This is a genomic window from Pyruvatibacter sp., from assembly GCF_040219635.1.
Lineage (GTDB): Bacteria > Pseudomonadota > Alphaproteobacteria > CGMCC-115125 > CGMCC-115125 > Pyruvatibacter.
Genome location: NZ_JAVJSC010000009.1, coordinates 298,307 through 317,390, shown reverse-complemented (window position 1 = coordinate 317,390; position 19,084 = coordinate 298,307). Strand labels below are relative to the sequence as shown.

Below are 19,084 nucleotides of genomic sequence, written 5' to 3'. Positions count from 1 at the left end.
CCGTTTACGGAATAAGAAGAACACGGCCGAAGGCGTTGCGGTCTTCTATGTGAGCGTGTGCTGCGGCAGCGTCTTTAAGGGCGTATTCGCTGTCAATCACCACTTTAAGCTCACCCTTGGCGACGGCTGCCAGATGACCTGCCACCAGATTGTACATGCGGTCTGTGAAAATCTCGGCACCCTGAAACACGCCGGTAATCGTGCGGTTGCCTTCGCGCAGGGTTGACAGGTCAAACTTGATGAATTCGCGACCTGCGTCGCCCACAGTCGAGACACGTCCGCGGTAGCCCAAGGCATAAATGCTTTGTTGAAGGGTGGGGCCGCCGACCGGGTCCACGACAACATCCACGCCCCTGCCGCCGGTGAGCTTTTTACTCTCTTCCACCAGGTCCTGCTCGACATAGTTGATGCCATGGTCAAGGCCGAACGCCTTGAGGCGCTCCAGCTTGGCCTCACTGGATGCGGTCGCGATCACGGTTGCCCCGGCACGCTTGGCAAGCTGGATGGCGGCAATGCCGACAGCACTTGCGCCGGCCTGAATGAGCGCCGTCTCTCCGGCTTTCAGTCTGCCGAACTCAAACAGACAGTCATCGGCGGTGCCAAACGGGATTGGCACGGCGGCGGCGTGCTTCATGTCCATGCCGGAGGGGATTTTCCAAGCGGTCTGCGGCAGGGTCAGGCGCTGCTCGGCGTGGCTGCCATGGAAGTTGATGCACACCACCTGGTCGCCTGGTGCAAAACCGCTGACATTTTTGCCAACCTCCAACACCACACCGGCAGACTGATAACCGACGATGTGCGGTTCTGCGGCAAGGTCCCCGCGCAGCCGGTTCAGCGTGTCGCCGCCTTCGATGGAAATGACTTTGTTTTCCACAAGAATGCCGTCGTCAAATATCCGGGGGTCAGGCACATCTTCATACTGAAGGACGGAAGGCGGACCGTTTTTGTAATAGACAGCGGCTTTCATGGCGGCGTTTCCCTGTTTTCAATTATCTGCTCGTGCCCAAAGTGGGGGCTTATGTTCAGTCTGCCAAGGCGGCGGCTTGACCAAATGCTGTCTCGTCGGGCTTATATCTTTTGCGTCAGATGGCCGGATGGCCGCTGTCTCCCCTTGGGGAGATGGAGGAAAGTCCGGGCTCCACGGAAGCACGGTGCCGGATAACGTCCGGCGGGGGCGACCTCAGGGAAAGTGCCACAGAAAGCAAACCGCCGTTCTTTTCTGCCTCGGCAGGGCGGGCGGTAAGGGTGAAAGGGTGCGGTAAGAGCGCACCGCGCGGCTGGTAACAGGCGCGGCACGGTAAACCCCACCGGGAGCAAAACCGAATAGGGACGACATATGGCCTGTTTCCGGGCCGTCGTCCGGGTTGGTTGCATGAGGCGTCCGGCAACGGGCGCCCCAGATGAATGGTCATCCATTGCCCTGTCATGGGGTGAGGACAGAACCCGGCTTACAGGCCATCTGGCGCGTATTTACCCCAGAAGTGAAATTGGATCGCAGGGCGTACGCCTGGCGCGCGAGGGGTGGAGTGCTGCTTTGTTCCTGTAACGTTCTTGTTTTGCTTTACGGAGTGTTAAACTCTTTAGATAACAATGCCTTAACACGTTAACACTTTGCGCCCCGTAAGCCGCAGAACGCCTCAAGCAGAGGCTCCAATTCGTTGACGCCCATATAATCCCATGTTATCCCATGATGTCCCGTATTTGGCCGTAGCTTGGCTGCCGGGGCGGGCCGCGCGCCTCTCGCTTTAGGAGGTGTTGCGGGCGGATAGGGGAGTTTTTGCCGGTGCCGGGCGATTTTTCGGGCATTCAGGCAAAATATCAGGGGGCCAAGGCAGTGGCGCTGTTCGTTTCGACCTATGAGAACAAGGTCGATAAAAAGGGCCGGGTTTCGGTGCCTGCGGCATTCCGCAAGGCGCTGGAAGGCGAGGCCTTTGACGGCATCTATTGTTTTTTGTCCCTCAACAAGCCGTGCATTCAAAGCGGCGGGCAGAGCTATATTGAAATGCTGCAGTCGGCGATTGAGCAGGAGTTTGATCCGCTCTCCGACGAGCAGGATGATTTCGCCACTACATTGTTGTCAGGCTCAACGCCGCTGGCGCTGGATGGCGACGGGCGTGTGACGCTGACCAAAAACCTGATCGACCTTGGCAGATTTGGCGACAGCGTGCTGTTTGCCGGCATGGGCGGCTTTTTTGAGATCTGGGAGCCCAAGGCGTTTGCCGCTCACCAAGCGCAGGCGCGCACGCGTACGGCGGCTAAACGCACACTGCTGGTGCGTCCGCGCAAGCCCGCGTCCGCTGCTGGTGAGGGGGCAGGTGAATGACTGACACGTCCGTATCGCCCCAACCGCATACACCGGTGATGCTCGCTGAGGTGCTTGATGCATTGGCGCCGCGTGACCGGGGCATTTATGTGGACGGCACGTTCGGCAATGGCGGCTACACGCGCGGCATTCTGGCTGCAGCGGATGCGCGTGTTGTCGGTATTGATCGTGACCCCAATGCGGTTGCCGCCAGCCAGGCGCTGCAGGATGAAATGCCGGGCCGCGTCATGGTCGTGATGGGATGCTTTGGCAACATGGATACGCTGGTGCCGCCAGCACTTGCTGAGTGGGGCGCGTTGGTGCCGGACGGCATTGCGCTGGATCTGGGTGTGTCCTCAATGCAGCTTGATCAGGCTGAGCGCGGGTTTTCATTCAGGCACGACGGGCCGCTTGACATGCGCATGGATGCAGGCGCGGGCGATGCGCCAAGTGCCGCCGATGTGGTGAACAGCTACGAACCGCGTGATCTTGCGCAGATTTTCAGGGTGCTGGGCGAGGAGCGTCATGCAAAGCGTGTCGCGCAAGCTATTGTGCGCCGCCGCGATGAGACGCCCTTTGTCCGCACCGCTGATCTGGCTGACACGGTGGCGCGTGCCATTGGCGGCAAGCCGCAGCGCATTCACCCGGCAACGCGGGTGTTTCAGGCGCTGCGCATGTATGTGAACGATGAGTTGGGAGAGCTGGCACGCGGGCTGATTGCGGCTGAAAAGCTGCTGGCGGAAGGCGGGCGGCTGGCTGTTGTCTCGTTTCATTCGCTGGAAGACCGCGTTGTGAAGCGGTTTTTTGCATCCCGGTCCGGTGCGGTTTCCAATCCGTCCCGGCATCTACCCGAAGCCCAGTCAGGGCCTGCACCTTCGTTCAGGCTGATTACCCGCAAGGCACGCGAGCCCGGTGAGGTGGAAATCAACACAAATCCGCGCGCTCGTTCTGCCAGGCTGCGCGCTGTTGAACGTACATCAGCACCCGTTCATGCGGTGGACGCCAGTGAGGCGGGCATGGCGGCCCTTGGTCTGCCGCGCATGATGGCCGGAGCATTGGGCGCGGGAGGTGCTGCATGATGCGTATCCTCAATACCGCGGTTGTTCTGGTGACACTCGCCGTGGCGTTCGCGCTCTATCATGTCAAGTACGAGACGCAGGCTGAGCAGCGTGACATTCGCAACCTGACGGCAGAGTTGGCAACCGAGCATGACGCCATTCAGGTCTTGCAGGCCGAGTGGAGTCTGCTCAACCAGCCCGAACGGCTGGAAGGCCTGGTCGAGCGGCACACCGACCTTCAACCGCTCGCCCCGGCGCAAATTGTAACCCTGGCTGACCTTCCCGCACGCCCCAAGGCATTGCCGGGACTTGAGGCTGACCCTTCCCTCGGCGGCTACGCGGGCACGGTTGCCCCAGGCCCCGGTATTCAATAGGGCGCGCGCATGAGCAATTCATCAGGGTACGGAGATTGGGTCACGATTGACATTGACGCGCCGGAGCAGATGCATTCGCGCGGTCATGGTCAGTCATTGCCCGGCTCTGCTGCCGGGGAGGCCACACCTCAAGGGTTTGACGTTGTAGAGCTTGAGTTTACCGGCACCCGTGCGCAGGCCGTTGAAAACGGACGCAACCGCATGGCGATGATGGCGGCATGTTTTCTTGCAGCGTTTTGCATTCTGGGGTTCCGGGTGCTGGAGCTGACGCTCGCAGACGATTTACAAATGCAGGCAGGCGCTGAACCTGTTGCCGCTGCTGACGGTGAGTTGGTTCACGCGGGCCCTGTGCATCGTGTGATGATTACGGATCGCAACGGTGAGGTGCTGGCAACGGATGTGTCGGTGCCGTCGCTCTATGTGGACGCGCGTAAAGTCATCGAGCCCAATGCAACGGCAGACGCACTGCTTTCGGTTCTGCCTGATCTTGATCGCGACCGTTTGATTGCAAGGCTTACGAGCGATCGTGCGTTTCAATGGATTTCCCGCAAGCTTGGGCCGCGTCAGCAGGCGCTGGTTCATGCGCTTGGTCTGCCTGGCATTGGTTTCAAACACGAGCCCCAGCGGGTTTATCCCAAAGGCCATTCAGCGGCCCATGTGCTTGGCTATGTGGACACAGACAACCGCGGCATTGCGGGCATAGAGCGCGGCCTTGATACATTGCTTGCGGGCGATGGTAGTTCACCTGGCAGCGGGCGTCCGGTGCAACTTGCACTCGACATGCGGGTTCAGCACGCGGTTGAGGAAGAGCTTGCGAAGGCCATGGCGACATTCAGCGCACGCAGTGCTGCGGGTGTTGTGCTGGATGTTCATACCGGCGAAGTGCGTGCGCTGGTGTCGCTGCCTGATTATGATCCCAATGCGCCGATGGATGCCGACGACGATGCCCGCTTCAACAGGGCAACGCGTGCGATCTATGAAATGGGTTCCACGTTCAAAGTGTTCACGGCTGCCATTGCCATGGACGCGGGTGTCGCCTCCATGGCGTCGCGCTACGATGCCCGCAAGCCGCTGAAGGTCGGCGGCCATACTATTCATGACTTCCACGCCGAGGATCGTATTCTGACGATGGCGGAAGTTGTCATGCATTCATCCAATATCGGTTCAGCCAGCATGGCGCTTGATATTGGCGTCGAGCGTCATCGCAGCTATCTCGACAGGCTTGGCTTGTTGACGCGGCCGGAGCTTGAATTGCCGGAAGTTGCGCAACCTTTATTGCCGCCGCGGTGGAAAGAAATTGAGACCATGACAATCTCCTTTGGTCATGGTCTGGCGGTGTCTCCGCTTCAGCTTGCAGCGGCCGGTGCGGCGCTTGGCAATGGAGGCTATCGGGTGTCGCCCACTCTGCTGGCTTTGCGTGACCGTGAGCCCGAGCGTACGCAGGTGTTGTCCGGCCAAACTGCGAGTGATGTTCTGGGGTTGATGCGGCGCGTGGTTGGCGAAGGCACTGGCGGGCAGGCTGATGTGCCAGGTTATGACGTGGCGGGTAAAACCGGCACCGCAGAGAAGCCGGGTCGCGGCGGCTACAAAAAAAATAAGCTGATAACGTCGTTTCTGGGGCTGTTCCCGGCGCGCGCGCCGCAGTATCTGGTGCTCGTGCTGCTAGATGAACCCAATGCCACCAAACAGACATATGGCTATGCGACTGCAGGCTGGAACGCGGCCCCCACTGCCGGGCAGGTGATCCGCCGTGTTGCGCCGATACTTGGGGTGCGGCCGGTACCGTCGCAGCTTCCAGGACCGGCGATTGTCGAAGCCGGGCTGGTGAGGTAGCGCGATGGATCTTGCAAATCTACTGGGCGAACGCGTGTCGATCCCGCAAGGTGCGGGCACGCTTGATATTACGGGCCTGACCGAAGATAGCCGCCGGGTTAAGCCGGGCTTTTTGTTCGCCGCCTTTGCCGGCACGCACGATGATGGTGCGCGCTTTATTCCGGATGCGTGCGCGCGCGGGGCAATTGCCATTCTGTGTGCGCCGGGCACGCGACCACCCCAAACGCACCCCAACATTGCTCTGATTACGGACAAGAACCCCCGTCGGCGGTTTGCGCTGGCGGCGGCGAAGTTTTATCACGCCCAGCCGCGCATCGCAGTGGCTGTGACGGGTACCAACGGCAAAACATCTGTGGCCTCGTTCGTGCGCCAGATATGGCAGCGGCTGGATGTGCGTGCAGCTTCTATCGGCACGCTTGGCATCATCACCGAGCACGAAACGCGCGCGCTGGGCCACACAACACCGGATGTCGTGACGCTGCACAGCGCCCTGGGTGATCTTGCGGCGATGGGCATTGATGCGGTTGCGATCGAGACCTCAAGTCATGGCCTGGCGCAGCACCGGGTGGATGGTGTTGAGCTTGCGGCAGCAGCGTTCACCAATATCAGCCGCGATCACATGGATTATCACCCCACATTTGAGGACTACGCCTACGCCAAGATGCGGCTGTTTGGCGAAGTGTTGCCGCCGGGCGGAACGGCAGTGCTTAACGCTGACGCGCCGTTGTCCAAGGAAATTGCCGCGGTGTGCTGGGCGCGTGCGCAAAAGGTATTGTCGGTCGGGTATTCAGGTGAGTTTTTGAAACTTGAAGCGCTTGAGCCATCTGCCCATGGCCAGCGGCTGACGGTGCGCCACGCAGACACAACGCACCAGATTTCACTGCCGCTGGTCGGTGCGTTTCAGGCGTCAAACGCCTTGGTGGCGGCAGGGCTTGTGATCGCCGGTGGGGCTGATGTTCACCGGACGCTGGCAGCGCTTGGCGCTCTGGAGGGCGCTGCGGGGCGTCTTGAAATGATGGGGACGTCTGCATCGGGCGCTGTGGCTTATGTTGATTATGCGCATACGCCGGATGCCCTGGAGACCGCCCTTGCCGCTCTGCGCCCACATACGACCGGGCGGCTGGTGGTTGTATTTGGCTGCGGCGGCGACCGCGATGCGGGCAAGCGTCCGCAAATGGGCGAGATTGCGGTCCGATTGGCGGACAAAGCGATTGTCACGGATGATAATCCGCGTACGGAGGATGCATTTGCCATTCGTGCAGCCATACTGGCCGGTGCGGCGGGTGCGCTGGAAATTGGTGACCGCGCATCGGCGATTCATGCGGGCCTTGAGGGGCTTGGCGCGGGCGACCTGTTGCTTGTCGCGGGAAAGGGCCATGAAACAGGCCAGATTATTGGTGATGAGGTTCACCCGTTTGATGACCGCGCATATGTGAAGGCTGCGCTTAATGATGCAGCGGGGGGTGCTTAGCATGGCCACTCCCATACCTTTGTGGCGGTCTGCCGATGCTGTGGTGGCCATGAATGCTACAGCGACGGGTGCCGCCGACTGGCAGGCGCATGGTGTGTCCATTGATACGCGCACCTTACAGCCGGGCGACATGTTTTTTGCACTTGAGGGAGATGGTGCGGATGGTCACGACTATGTAGCGCAGGCTCTCAAGAAGGGTGCTGCGTGCGTTGTGGTATCGCGTGCGATTGCCGACCTTGCGGATACCTCATCGGTTTTGATGGTTGATAACACGTTGCGTGCTCTTGAGCGGTTGGGCATTGCCGCGCGCGCGCGCAGCGACGCGCGCATCTGTGCCGTGACTGGGTCTGTTGGCAAGACCGGCACCAAGGAAGGACTGCGCCATATTCTCGAAGGGCAGGGCATAACCCATGCATCCGCTGCGTCCTACAACAATCACATTGGCGTACCGCTGACGCTGGCACGAATGCCTGCTGATGCTCAGTTTGGTGTTTTTGAAATAGGCATGAACCACGCAAACGAGATTGCGCCGTTAACGCGCATGGTTCAGCCGGAAGCCGCAATCGTTACCACCGTAGAAGCCGTTCATATCGAGAACTTCAACGCGGTTGAAGATATTGCCGATGCCAAGGGCGAAATATTTGAGGGCCTGCAGGCGGGTGGCACGGCTATTCTCAACCGCGACAATGTGCATTTTGAGCGGTTGAAGGCGCGGGCTGGCCTTTGCGGAGCGGGCAACATTGTGGGCTTTGGGCATAGTGAACTGGCGGATGCCCGCATCGAACGTATGTCGCTTCGGGCAGATGCGTCGTATGTCACCGCGACCATTTGCGGGCATGACATCACCTACAAGCTGGGCGTGCCGGGCGAGCACATCGTGATGAACTCGCTGGCGATGCTGGCCTGTGTCAACGCCCTTGGTGCTGATCTGGCGCTGGCTGGTCTGGCATTGGCAGGTCTGGAGCCGCCCGCAGGTCGGGGCAGCCGAATTGAGATCGCGCTTGGTGGCGGTTCATTCCTGATGATTGATGAAAGCTACAACGCGAACCCCACTTCAATGGCTGCGGTGATGCAGGCGCTGGGCAATACACCGCCCGGCCCGCATGGCAGGCGTATTGCTGTTGTCGGTGACATGCTGGAGCTGGGCGATCATGCCCGCGCGGGACATGCGGGTCTGAAAGAGCCGATCCTTGCAGCAGACGTTGACCTTGTTTTTGCCTGCGGGCCGCTGATGGAAAACCTCTGGGATGCCTTGCCGCAGCGGGTGCGCGGTGCTTATGCCGATACCTCCGCCGAACTTGCCCCGCGTGTTGTGGAAGAAATTGCACCCGGCGATGTGGTGATGGTCAAAGGCTCACTGGGCAGCCGAATGGCCCAGGTTGTGACTGCACTCAAAAACATGGGCACGCCCGTGACTGTCACACCACAAGAAGAACAGGAGCCTGTCTGATGCTTCACTTTCTCTTTGCCGACATGGCCGATCAGGTGTCGCTGTTCAATGTGTTTCGCTACATCACGTTCCGCACCGGCGGCGCGACGCTGACGGCGCTGCTCGTGGCTTTTGTCCTTGGGCCGTCGTTCATTCGCTGGCTCAAGAGAAAGCAGAAAGAAGGTCAGCCCATTCGCGAGGATGGCCCGCAGAGCCACATTGTTGCAAAGGCGGGCACACCCACCATGGGTGGCGGTCTTATTCTGATCTCGATTGTTGTGGCCACGCTGCTGTGGGCTGATCTTACCAACGGCTATGTGTGGGTTGTTCTGGGTGTGACGGTCGGCTTTGGTCTGGTTGGCTTTGCTGATGACTATCGCAAGGTTACACGGGCAAGCCATGACGGCATTTCCGGGCGGATGCGCCTTGGCATCGAGTTTGTGATCGCCTTCATTGCCATCTGGTTCCTGATGCAGTTGTCATCGCCGCAAATGAGCGGTGCTTTAGCTGTGCCTGTGTTCAAGGATGTGCTGCTGCAGCTTGGCCTCTTTTACATTGTGTTCGGCGGGCTGGTGATTGTAGGCGCGTCCAACGCCGTCAACCTGACGGATGGTCTGGATGGGCTGGCGATTGTGCCGGTAATGATTGCGGCAGCGAGCTTCGGGCTGATTGCGTATCTCATCGGCAATGCAGTTTTTGCGGACTATCTGCAGATACATTTCATCCTCGGTACGGGTGAGTTGGCGATTATCTGCGGTGCCATTCTGGGTGCCGGACTTGGGTTCCTGTGGTTCAACGCTCCGCCTGCCATGGTGTTCATGGGGGATACGGGGTCGCTGGCGCTGGGCGGGGCGATCGGGGCTATGGCGGTGGCAACCAAGCACGAACTGGTGCTGGTGATCATCGGCGGGCTGTTTGTTGTCGAGGCGCTGTCGGTCATCGTGCAGGTAGCGTCTTTCAAGCTGACCGGCAAACGCGTGTTCAAGATGGCGCCTATCCATCATCATTTCGAGCAGCTTGGCTGGGCTGAACCCACCATCGTTATCCGGTTTTGGATCATCGCCATCATTCTGGCGATGATTGGTCTGTCCACCCTCAAGCTGCGCTAGCAAAGGCTGCTTTGAAGCACACATCATGATTCCTGTTCCCGGTTTCCAGTCTCAGCGCGTTGCAATGTTCGGCCTTGGCCGTACAGGGCTTGGTGTTGCGCGTGCGCTGGAGGCAGGCGGTGCTGAAGTGCTGGGCTGGGACGATGGGGAAGCGCGCCGCACGGAAGCGGCAAGCGCAGGCGTTGTTCTTCATGATCTGTACAGCGTTGACTGGAGTAGCGTTGCAGCTTTGGTTGTAAGCCCCGGCGTGCCGCTGACGCATCCGGCCCCGCATCCGGTTGTGCTCGCTGCCCAGGCGGCGGGTGTTCCCGTCATGGGCGATATGGAGCTGTTTCAGCGCGCGCTGGATGCATCGGAGACGCGTGCCCGGATGATTGCAATCACGGGCACCAACGGCAAATCCACGACCACGGCGCTGATCGGCCATCTCATTCGGCAGGCCGGGGGGGATGCGCAGGTCGGAGGCAATATCGGCCGCGCTGTTCTTGATCTTGATCCGCCTACGGATCAGACAATCTACGTTATCGAAGTCTCGTCCTATCAACTTGACCTGACTACGAGCTTTCGTCCCGATGTGGCCGTCCTGCTCAACATCACGCCGGACCACTTGGACCGGCATGGTAGCTTTGAAAACTATGTGAAGGTGAAAGACCGCATCTTTGCCAACCAGACGGCGCGGGGCTATGCGGTGTTCGGCATTGACAGCGAACCTGTGGCGCGGCTGTGTACTGCACGATGCGGGCAGCAGGCACAGGCGGGTTCAAGTGAGGGCGGACCCAAGGTTATTCCGGTTTCCACCCGCAAGGCGCTGGGCCGTGGTGTCTATGTGCTGGCGGGCAAAATATATCATTCGCGCTCCAGCCGTGTTGAAGAAGTGGCTGACCTTTCTGGCATCACAACGCTTCAGGGAACACATAACTGGGAAAATGCGGCGGCTGCTTTCGCGGCTGTCCGGGTTATCGGGTTTGACGTTGGGAAGATTGCCAATGGCCTGCAACGCTTTCCGGGCCTCGCACACCGCATGGAGCAGGTGGCGCAAGCCGGTGGCGTTCGGTTTATAAACGACAGCAAGGCAACGAATGCGGATGCAGCCGCGCGCGCTCTTTCCACCTATGACACCATCTACTGGATAGCCGGTGGCGTCGCGAAGGTTGGGGGCATTGAGCCGCTGGCGGAGTATTTTCCCAAAATCGCCAAGGCTTATCTGATAGGCGATGCAGCGGAAGGGTTTGCCCGCACGCTTGAGGGTAATGTGGATGTGGACATGTCCGGCACGCTTGACCATGCGGTTGAGCGTGCAGCCCGCGATGCGACCGCTGCCGGCGGTGGTGTTGTTTTGTTGTCGCCGGCCTGCGCCTCGTTTGATCAGTTCACGGATTTTGAAGCGCGCGGAGATGCCTTCCGGGCGGCCGTGCGTGCTTTGCAAAACATGGACGCCGCATCGCAGCGCGGGGGAGGGGCAGCCGCATGATCACGCTCGCCCGCACTGACCGCAGCGCTGTTGGCCAATGGTGGTGGACGGTAGACCGCTGGACGCTTGGAGCGCTGGTGCTTTTGCTTGGGCTGGGCACGGTTATGTCGCTGGCTGCAAGTCCTGCTGTTGCCACGAGGCTTGGCCTTGACCCGTATCATTTCTTCTATCGCCATCTGGTGTATCTGGGTCCGGCGCTATTGCTGATGTTTGGTGTATCGCTGCTCAGTCCGCGCGGTGTGCGGCGGTTGGCCTGCCTGATGCTGGCGAGCTCATTCGGACTGATGGTGCTGACATTATTTTTTGGGCCTGAAATAAAAGGGGCTACCCGCTGGCTGCATGTCGGGTCGTTGTCGATCCAGCCGTCGGAGTTCGTGAAAGCGGGCTTTGTTGTTGTCTGCGCGTGGATGTTTGCCGAAGGCGGCACCAGAACCTCAGCTATTCCCGGCAACACGATTGCGGCTGCCTTGTGGATGGCGATGGTTGGCGTGCTGATTTTGCAGCCTGATTTTGGTCAGGCGCTGCTGATGACCGGCGCTTGGGTGGCTCTGTTTTTTCTGGCGGGCATTCCCTGGTTCTGGATAGTGCTGCTGGCAGGCCTGTCGGCTGTAGGGGCCTATGGTGCCTATGTCATGATGCCCCATGTGGCCAGTCGTATTGATCGCTTCCTCGACCCCGCATCCGGCGACACCTATCAGGTTGATACAGCACTTGATGCGTTCTCACGCGGCGGCTTTTTGGGTATGGGGCCAGGTGAGGGCACGGTGAAGCGCGTGCTGCCTGATGCGCATACGGACTATATTTATGCGGTTGCCGCAGAAGAGTTCGGCGCGCTGGTCTGTCTGCTTGTGCTGATGATTTTTGGTTTTGTGGTGTTGCGTGCGTTTGCCCGTGTCATGGGTGAGAGCGACAGGTTTGTGCAGCTTGCAGCGTGTGGGCTGGCGGTGCTGTTTGGCATTCAGTCGATCATCAATCTGGGCGTCAATCTCAATCTGCTGCCAGCCAAAGGCATGACGCTGCCATTCATTTCCTACGGCGGCTCATCGTTAATGGCTCTGGCAATAGCCATGGGAATGTTGCTGGCACTGACCCGCAAGAGAGTGAGCGGGCAGGTGGGCTATGCGGTGCGCAAGGCCCCTGTGGTGCGGGTGCCGCTGCTGGCGGGAGAGGTGACATGACCGGTCCCGTTGTCATTGCAGCCGGGGGCACCGGCGGGCACTTGTTTCCGGGCCAGGCGCTGGCGCAGGAGCTTGGGCGTCGTGGCATTCGCGTGGCGGTCATCACGGATGAGCGCGTTGCGGGTGTTGATCTGCGCTTTCCCGACACGGAGGTGTTTGCTGTCCCTTCCGCAACGCCGTCCGGCGGCGGTGTTCTGGGCATGGCCCGTGCCGCCTTACCGATCCTGTTGGGTATTCTGGCCGCGCGCAAAGTGCTGGTGGGGCTGGATGCGCGTCTTGTGGTTGGCTTTGGTGGCTACCCGACATTGCCGCCGCTTGTTGCAGCCTTGCTGCGCAAAATCCCGACTGTTATTCATGAGCAAAATGCCGTGCTGGGGCGCGTCAACCGCTTGATGGCGCCGCGGGTCACGGGCATTGCATCGACGTTTGAAGCGCCGAAATATCTTGCTGCTTCTGATGTGCCGCGCATGACGGTAACCGGCAATCCGGTGCGCGACCAGATTGTTGCTGTCGCGGACCGTCCGTATGTCCCCAGCACTAAAGATGCGCCGTTCAACCTGCTGGTGTTTGGCGGCAGTCAGGGTGCGCGCGTGATGAGCGATGTGGCACCACTTGCACTTGCCCAGCTTCCGCCAGATGCGCGGGCCAGGTTGCGCGTGGTGCAGCAGGCGCGGCCCGAAGATGTGAGTCGGGTCGAGGCGGTTTATCATCAGGCCGGTATCAGTGTCGATGTTGCGCCGTTCTTTGAGGATATGCATGAACGTATTGCAAATGCACACTTGGTTGTCGCGCGGGCGGGAGCATCAACCGTCACCGAGCTTGCCGTTGTCGGACGCCCCGCAATTCTGGTGCCGCTGCCCCACGCGATTGACCAGGATCAGTTGGCGAACGCGCACGTGTTGAGCGAAGCAGGCGGCGGTTGGCTGATACCGCAGCCGGAGTTCACGCCGGATGCCCTCACGGCGAAACTTGTATCGCTGATGGCTGATCCGCAAACACTTGCTGAGGCAGCCGCGGCAGCAAAAAAAGTAGCGCGCCGCGATGCGGCAGCGCGTCTGGCAGACATGGTAGAGGCACTTGCCTTGGAAAGTGACATCGGGTGAGTACGACAGACATCAACGCCCCATATTCCGGCGCCCCAAATCCCGGCGCACCAGATCCCGGTGCAACTGGCAGCGATCTGGCACGGAGCTTCGGCATTATTCATTTTGCCGGTATTGGCGGCATTGGCATGAGCGGAATTGCCGAGGTGATGCACAATCTTGGCTACCGGGTGCAGGGCTCTGATCTTGCAGATAACGCCAACGTCAAACGGCTGCGTGATCTTGGTATTCATGTGTTTATCGGCCAGCGCGCTGAGAACCTTGAAGGCGCTGCGTGCATTGTCATTTCATCGGCGGTGAAGGACGACAACGCCGAAGTGGTAGCTGCCCGCGAGGCCAAGCTGCCGGTTGTGCGGCGGGCGGATATGCTGGCAGAGCTGATGCGGCTTAAAAGCTGCGTCGCCATTGCGGGCACCCACGGTAAAACCACCACAACGTCGCTTGTTTCGGCATTGCTGGATACGGCGGGGTTTGACCCTACCGTCATCAACGGCGGCATCATCAATGCGCACGGCACCAATGCCTATCTGGGGCAGGGTGAGTGGATGGTGGTGGAGGCGGATGAGTCTGACGGCACGTTCATCAAGTTGCCGTCCACGGTGGCGGTCGTGACCAATATCGACCCTGAACATCTCGATCACTATGGGGACTTTGACACGTTGCGCGAGGCGTTTCGGTCTTTTGTGGAGCAGGTGCCGTTTTACGGGTTTGCAGTGTTGTGCATCGACCATCCCGAAGTGCAGGCGCTGCTGGGGCGTGTGCGTGACAGGCGGGTGGTGACCTATGGCACCAGCCCGCAAGCTGACGTGCGTGTTACAAACCTTGATTTTGTCGAGGGACGATCTGTTTTTTCAGTTGAATTGAGCGACCGGGTTAAGGGCGACAGTCGGCGTATTGATGGTTTGGCCCTGCCAATGCCAGGTAAGCACAATGTCCTGAACTCCGCTGCCGCCATTACCGTGGCGCGAGAGATGGGTGTGCCCGATGACAAGATCATTGCCGGGCTGGCGCGGTTTGGCGGTGTCAAGCGGCGCTTTACGCTGACGGGCACGTGGAACGGTGTGTCGATCTATGACGACTACGGCCATCACCCGGTAGAAATATCGGCTGTGCTGGCTGCCGCGCGGTCGGCTGCAAAAGGTCGCATCATCGCCGTTGTGCAACCACATCGCTATACGCGCCTGCGTGACTTATTTGAGGGGTTCTGTTCGTGCTTCAACGATGCGGACCAGGTGCTGGTAGCGGACGTCTATCCGGCCGGGGAGAAGCCTATTGAAGGTTTCTCGGCTTTGTCATTGACACAAGGCCTGATCGATCACGGCCACAAAAATGCCAGTACGCTTTCGTCGCCGGATGACCTTGCGGGTCTCATTGCCGGCACGGCGCAAGATGGCGACATGGTTGTGTTTTTGGGGGCGGGCAACATTACCCAGTGGGCCAACGAACTTCCCGCGCAACTCGACGGGCTTGGGGGACGCGCGTAATGCAGGCTGCGGCCACATCCCCGCTGATCGACCGACTGCCCGTCGTGCGTGGCTCCTACAAGGAGAACGCTGCAATGGCACCGCTTACATGGTTTCGCGTGGGCGGACCAGCAGACGTTTTATTTGTGCCCAGGGATGCGGATGATCTTGCGACTTTTCTCGCAGGCTGCCCGGCGGACGTGCCGGTTTTAGTAGTGGGCGTGGGGTCAAACCTGCTGGTGCGCGACGGTGGTATTGCCGGGGTCGTGATCCGGCTTGGCTCAGGCTTCACAGCAATTGAGCAGGTTGGCGATACACAGATGCGTGCCGGCTGTGCCGTGCCTGACGTCATGCTTTCCAAAGCAGCGCTTGATGCGGGGCTGTCGGGTCTTGAGTTTTATCGCGGCATTCCCGGTGCGCTTGGTGGCGCGCTGCGGATGAATGCGGGTGCATATGGCCGCGAAACGAAAGATGTGTTGGTCGAGGCGCAGGCGGTAACGCGTGCGGGCGACCGCGTGATCCTCAGCAATGCCGATTTCGGATATTCGTATCGTCACAGCAATGTGTCCGATGATCTGATTTTTGTGTCGGCGCTGTTTCAGGCGGGACCCGGTGAGCGGGATGAAATTGAAGCGCGCATGAATGACATCACGTCATCGCGTGAGGATAGCCAGCCGATTAAAAGTCGTACCGGCGGTTCCACCTTCAAGAATCCCGGCGGCACTGATCCTAATGGTCCCAAGGCATGGAAGCTGATTGATGCTGCGGGCTGCCGTGGTCGGGTCCGTGGCGGGGCGCAGGTCTCTGAGCAGCATTGCAATTTTCTGATCAATACCGGCAACGCGACAGCAACAGACCTTGAAGGGTTGGGCGAAGAGGTTCGCGCGCAGGTGAAAATGACAAGCGGCATTGATTTGCAATGGGAAATCAAGCGCGTTGGCCGGGAGGCGGGGGCATGAGCCGGGCTGATACACATGTTGCCGTGCTGATGGGCGGCTGGTCGGCAGAGCGCGAGGTGTCGCTTTCATCGGGCAGAGGGTGTTCGGCCGCTCTGCGTGAAGCAGGGTTTCGCGTTACGGATGTGGATGCGGGCCATGATCTGGCGCAGGTGCTGGCACGGCTCGCCCCTGACGTGGCATTCAATGCACTGCACGGGCCATGGGGCGAAGACGGCTGCGTGCAGGGGCTGCTGGAAGTACTGGGGCTGCCGTACACGCATTCTGGTGTGTTGGCGTCTGCGCTTGCCATTGACAAGCAGCGTGCCAAGCATTTGCTGGCCAACACGGGTATGCCTGTTGCCGAGGGGCGTATTATTTCACGCGAGGAGGCTGCCAGCGGTCACGCGATGACCGTGCCATATGTCATCAAGCCGCTGGATCAGGGCTCGTCCATCGGCGTTTTTATTGTGCGTGAGGGTGACAACCGTCCGCCTGCAGAATTGTCTGATCCCACATGGTCACTTGGTGATGAAATGCTGGTTGAGGCGTTTGTGAAGGGCCGTGAGTTTACCTGCGCCGTGATCGATGACCGCGCGTGGGAGGTTATCGAGATACGGCCGCGCACAGCGTTTTATGACTATGAAGCGAAATATGCCGACGGCGGCTCTGAGCATCTGTTGCCTGCACCGATTGATACCGTGCTGAAACAGCGTATTCAGGAGTTGTCGCTTATGGCACATCGCGGGCTTGGATGCAGGGGCGTGTCGCGCTCGGACTTTATCTTTGACGAAGCGCGGGGTGAGCCGGTGTTTCTGGAAATCAATACACAGCCGGGCATGACGCCCACATCGCTGGTGCCAGAAATTGCCGCGCATGGCGGCATGGCATTCCCGCAGCTTGTGTCATGGATGGTGGAGGACGCGTCATGCCGCCGGTAAAATCAACGCAAAAATCCCGCAGCGACAAGTCAGGCACCCGCAAGGCACCCGCCGGGCGTGCGCGGTCTGCCGCTCCGGCGCGGCGCGACCGTGCCTTCAAGTCGCCAAGTCGGGGGCAAAGAGCGTTTGGCCGCCGCGGGCAGGCACCCACGGGGATTGCCGCGCGTCTGGCAGCTATTTTTAATGCAGGGCGGTTGTTTGCGGTTACAGCACTCGTGTTGCTGGCCGCGACGCTTGGCTATGGGCTTTATGCGGGGGGGCATGTTGCGAACTTTGCAGCCGGTACGGTTACGCAAGCAAAGTCGCTGGCGGCAGGCCTTGGACTGAGGGTGGATGAGGTAACTGTTGAAGGGCGCACGCGCACGCAGGCGAGTGACGTACTGACGGCGCTGGGCGTGACGCGCGGACAGTTTATTTTCGATCTTGATCTTGATGCCGCCCGCGTTCGGCTTGAACGACTGGAATGGGTGGATCGGGCGACAGTCTCGCGCCATCTGCCAAACACTGTGCATGTCCATCTGGTGGAGCGCGCGCCGTTTGCCGTATGGCAACGTGGCGGACGATTGTCGCTGGTGGATCAGTCCGGTGCGCTGATTACAGATCGGAATCTTGAGGCGTTTGCGCATCTGCCCCTGGTGGTTGGCCATGGGGCACATCGCAACGCATCCGCCTTGATGAAAGAGCTTATGGCGCGGCCTGCTCTGGCTGCGCGGGTACAGGCCGCAGTTCGGGTATCTGACCGGCGCTGGAACCTGAAACTGCAAAACGGCATTGAGGTTCGGCTGCCAGCGCGTGGCATTTCGGACTCACTTCAGAAATTGGCGCGTCTGGATACTGAAAATGGCGTACTTTCGCGCAACATCCGGGCCGTAGATCTACGCGTTCCGGGAAGAATCACTATACTGATTGATTCGGATTCAGCAGCGCAAAGGCGCGCTGCATTTCTTGCGCGTTCGGTAGAGGGGGGGCGCGACGCATGAATGTAATCACGCTTCCTGCGAACGTGAAGCCGGGCACAAAACAGCCCGGCAAATTACGCGGCAAATCTCCGGTGCGCAGTTCAGGCCGCATGACGCAAAAGGGCGGCGTTGTTGCAGCGCTCGATATCGGCTCGTCGAAAATCACCTGTTTCATTGCACGTGTGGAAACGGGCGAAGATGCATCATCGGCACCTGCCGTGCGTGTCATCGGCATTGGTCAGAAGATTTCGCGCGGCGTGCGCGCGGGTGCCATCATCGACATGGATCTGGCAGAGGAAGCAATCCGCGCTGCGGTCGATCAGGCTGAACGTATGGCTGGCCTGATGGTGCGTGACGTACTGGTGACAACCTCTGCGGGTGGTCCGCGAAGTCATCGCCTGTCAGTGCGTGTCGCCATCGGTGGGCAGGAAGTAAGCGCAGACGACCTGACGCGCGTTCTCAGGCATGGCCAGTCCCATTGCCTGACCGACGAACAAGCGGTGATGCACGCCATTCCCGTGGGATACACCATTGATGGCAGCCCGCGTATCAACGACCCGATCGGCATGTTTGGTGACCGGCTGGGCGTTGACATGCATGTGGTGTCCGCAGCCCCCGGCCCGCTGCGCAACCTGCTGGTGTGCGTTGAGCGGTGTCATCTGGAACCAGTGGGTGTTGTCTGCGCGCCTTATGCCAGCGGGCTTTCATCGCTGGTGGAAGACGAAATAGATCTGGGTGTTGTCTGCATTGATCTGGGCGGAGGCACGACCTCTATCTCGGCATTTGTTGAGGGCAGCTTGTTGCACGTTGATGTGTTGCCGATCGGCGGCCAGCACGTGACCAACGACATTGCGCGTGGTCTATCGACGCCGCTGGCACACGCTGAACGCATGAAGACACTTTACGGGTCGGCGCTTGCAAGCCCGTCTGACGAGCGCGAGATGATTGACGTGCCGCAGGTGGGTGAGGATGCGGGCGATGCTGCCAATCACATTCCGCGCTCCATGCTGACCGGCATCATTCAGCCGCGCGTTGAAGAGACGCTTGAACTGGTGCGTGACCGGCTGATGGCGTCAGGCATCAGCGGAATGGTGGGGCGGCGCGTTGTGCTGACCGGGGGTGCCAGCCAGTTGACAGGCCTGCGGGACATCGCTGCGCGGGTTCTGGACAAACAGGTACGCCTTGGCCGCCCGTTACGTGTATCGGGACTTGCTGAAGCAACCGGCGGCCCTGCCTTTGCCGCGTGCGCAGGCTTGTTGCTTTATGCGCGCGGACACCAGGCGGAACTTGCCACACCTCAGACACTCGAAGACGACGTTGCCTTTGGCGACGGCAACCATGGCCGCTTCGCACGTATTGGGAGGTGGCTGAAGGAGAACTTTTAGACCGCAAGTATCATGAAAAAAATGCATGAGATCGCACCAACGGCAGGCGGGCGGGCTCAAATGCAGATATGAT

16 protein-coding genes and 1 other RNA gene are annotated in these 19,084 nt (G+C 59.9%); 16 read left to right on the top strand and 1 reads right to left on the bottom strand.

Annotation, left to right across the window (positions count from 1 at the left end; translation table 11 throughout):
* Positions 1 to 4: 4 nt before the first annotated feature.
* Positions 5 to 967: a quinone oxidoreductase family protein gene (locus RIB87_RS13720; RefSeq protein WP_350147624.1), complete on the bottom strand. Its 963-nt coding sequence runs from the start codon at positions 965 to 967 to the stop codon at positions 5 to 7.
* Positions 968 to 1,082: 115 nt separating this feature from the next.
* Between RIB87_RS13720 and rnpB the strand changes: the two genes are divergently transcribed.
* The 16 genes from rnpB (at position 1,083) to ftsA (ending at position 19,011) form a co-directional block, all read left to right on the top strand.
* Positions 1,083 to 1,467: RNase P RNA component class A (gene rnpB, locus RIB87_RS13715), an RNA gene on the top strand.
* A gap of 316 nt (positions 1,468 to 1,783) precedes the next feature.
* Positions 1,784 to 2,323: a division/cell wall cluster transcriptional repressor MraZ gene (locus RIB87_RS13710; protein ID WP_350147622.1), complete on the top strand. Its 540-nt coding sequence runs from the start codon at positions 1,784 to 1,786 to the stop codon at positions 2,321 to 2,323.
* On the top strand, positions 2,320 to 3,381 hold the full coding sequence (gene rsmH / locus RIB87_RS13705; protein ID WP_350147620.1) for a 16S rRNA (cytosine(1402)-N(4))-methyltransferase RsmH: 1,062 nt from the start codon (positions 2,320 to 2,322) through the stop codon (positions 3,379 to 3,381). The genes RIB87_RS13710 and rsmH overlap by 4 nt, the downstream gene beginning before the upstream one ends.
* A complete protein-coding gene (gene ftsL / locus RIB87_RS13700) occupies positions 3,378 to 3,734 on the top strand; it encodes a cell division protein FtsL (RefSeq protein WP_350147618.1) in 357 nt (118 codons plus the stop codon). The genes rsmH and ftsL overlap by 4 nt, the downstream gene beginning before the upstream one ends.
* A 9-nt stretch (positions 3,735 to 3,743) precedes the next feature.
* The gene (locus RIB87_RS13695; RefSeq protein ID WP_350147615.1) at positions 3,744 to 5,567 is read left to right on the top strand and encodes a peptidoglycan D,D-transpeptidase FtsI family protein; all 1,824 of its coding nucleotides are present in this window, start codon (positions 3,744 to 3,746) and stop codon (positions 5,565 to 5,567) included.
* Positions 5,568 to 5,571: 4 nt separating this feature from the next.
* Positions 5,572 to 7,038, top strand: coding sequence for a UDP-N-acetylmuramoyl-L-alanyl-D-glutamate--2,6-diaminopimelate ligase (locus RIB87_RS13690; RefSeq protein WP_350147613.1), 1,467 nt, complete (start codon positions 5,572 to 5,574; stop codon positions 7,036 to 7,038).
* Between the two features lies 1 nt (position 7,039).
* Complete coding sequence (locus RIB87_RS13685; RefSeq protein WP_350147611.1) at positions 7,040 to 8,488, top strand: UDP-N-acetylmuramoylalanyl-D-glutamyl-2,6-diaminopimelate--D-alanyl-D-alanine ligase; 1,449 nt, start codon at positions 7,040 to 7,042, stop codon at positions 8,486 to 8,488.
* Complete coding sequence (mraY, locus tag RIB87_RS13680) at positions 8,488 to 9,576, top strand: phospho-N-acetylmuramoyl-pentapeptide-transferase (protein ID WP_350147609.1); 1,089 nt, start codon at positions 8,488 to 8,490, stop codon at positions 9,574 to 9,576. The genes RIB87_RS13685 and mraY overlap by 1 nt, the downstream gene beginning before the upstream one ends.
* Positions 9,577 to 9,601: 25 nt before the next feature.
* Positions 9,602 to 11,047, top strand: coding sequence for a UDP-N-acetylmuramoyl-L-alanine--D-glutamate ligase (murD, locus tag RIB87_RS13675; RefSeq protein ID WP_350147607.1), 1,446 nt, complete (start codon positions 9,602 to 9,604; stop codon positions 11,045 to 11,047).
* Positions 11,044 to 12,225, top strand: coding sequence for a putative lipid II flippase FtsW (gene ftsW, locus RIB87_RS13670; RefSeq protein WP_350147604.1), 1,182 nt, complete (start codon positions 11,044 to 11,046; stop codon positions 12,223 to 12,225). Before murD ends, ftsW begins: the two co-directional genes overlap by 4 nt.
* Positions 12,222 to 13,328 (top strand): undecaprenyldiphospho-muramoylpentapeptide beta-N-acetylglucosaminyltransferase, encoded by a 1,107-nt coding sequence (murG, locus tag RIB87_RS13665; RefSeq protein ID WP_350147602.1) that lies wholly within the window; start codon positions 12,222 to 12,224, stop codon positions 13,326 to 13,328. The genes ftsW and murG overlap by 4 nt, the downstream gene beginning before the upstream one ends.
* Positions 13,329 to 13,456: 128 nt before the next feature.
* Positions 13,457 to 14,812 carry a UDP-N-acetylmuramate--L-alanine ligase gene (gene murC, locus RIB87_RS13660; RefSeq protein WP_350148220.1) on the top strand — a complete coding sequence of 452 codons (1,356 nt, stop codon included), beginning with the start codon at positions 13,457 to 13,459 and terminating at the stop codon, positions 14,810 to 14,812.
* Positions 14,812 to 15,750 carry a UDP-N-acetylmuramate dehydrogenase gene (murB, locus tag RIB87_RS13655; protein ID WP_350147600.1) on the top strand — a complete coding sequence of 313 codons (939 nt, stop codon included), beginning with the start codon at positions 14,812 to 14,814 and terminating at the stop codon, positions 15,748 to 15,750. Before murC ends, murB begins: the two co-directional genes overlap by 1 nt.
* On the top strand, positions 15,747 to 16,667 hold the full coding sequence (locus tag RIB87_RS13650; RefSeq protein ID WP_350147597.1) for a D-alanine--D-alanine ligase: 921 nt from the start codon (positions 15,747 to 15,749) through the stop codon (positions 16,665 to 16,667). The genes murB and RIB87_RS13650 overlap by 4 nt, the downstream gene beginning before the upstream one ends.
* Positions 16,655 to 17,647, top strand: coding sequence for a cell division protein FtsQ/DivIB (locus RIB87_RS13645; protein ID WP_350147595.1), 993 nt, complete (start codon positions 16,655 to 16,657; stop codon positions 17,645 to 17,647). The genes RIB87_RS13650 and RIB87_RS13645 overlap by 13 nt, the downstream gene beginning before the upstream one ends.
* Positions 17,644 to 19,011, top strand: coding sequence for a cell division protein FtsA (gene ftsA, locus RIB87_RS13640; protein ID WP_350147593.1), 1,368 nt, complete (start codon positions 17,644 to 17,646; stop codon positions 19,009 to 19,011). Before RIB87_RS13645 ends, ftsA begins: the two co-directional genes overlap by 4 nt.
* Positions 19,012 to 19,084 lie beyond the last annotated feature (73 nt).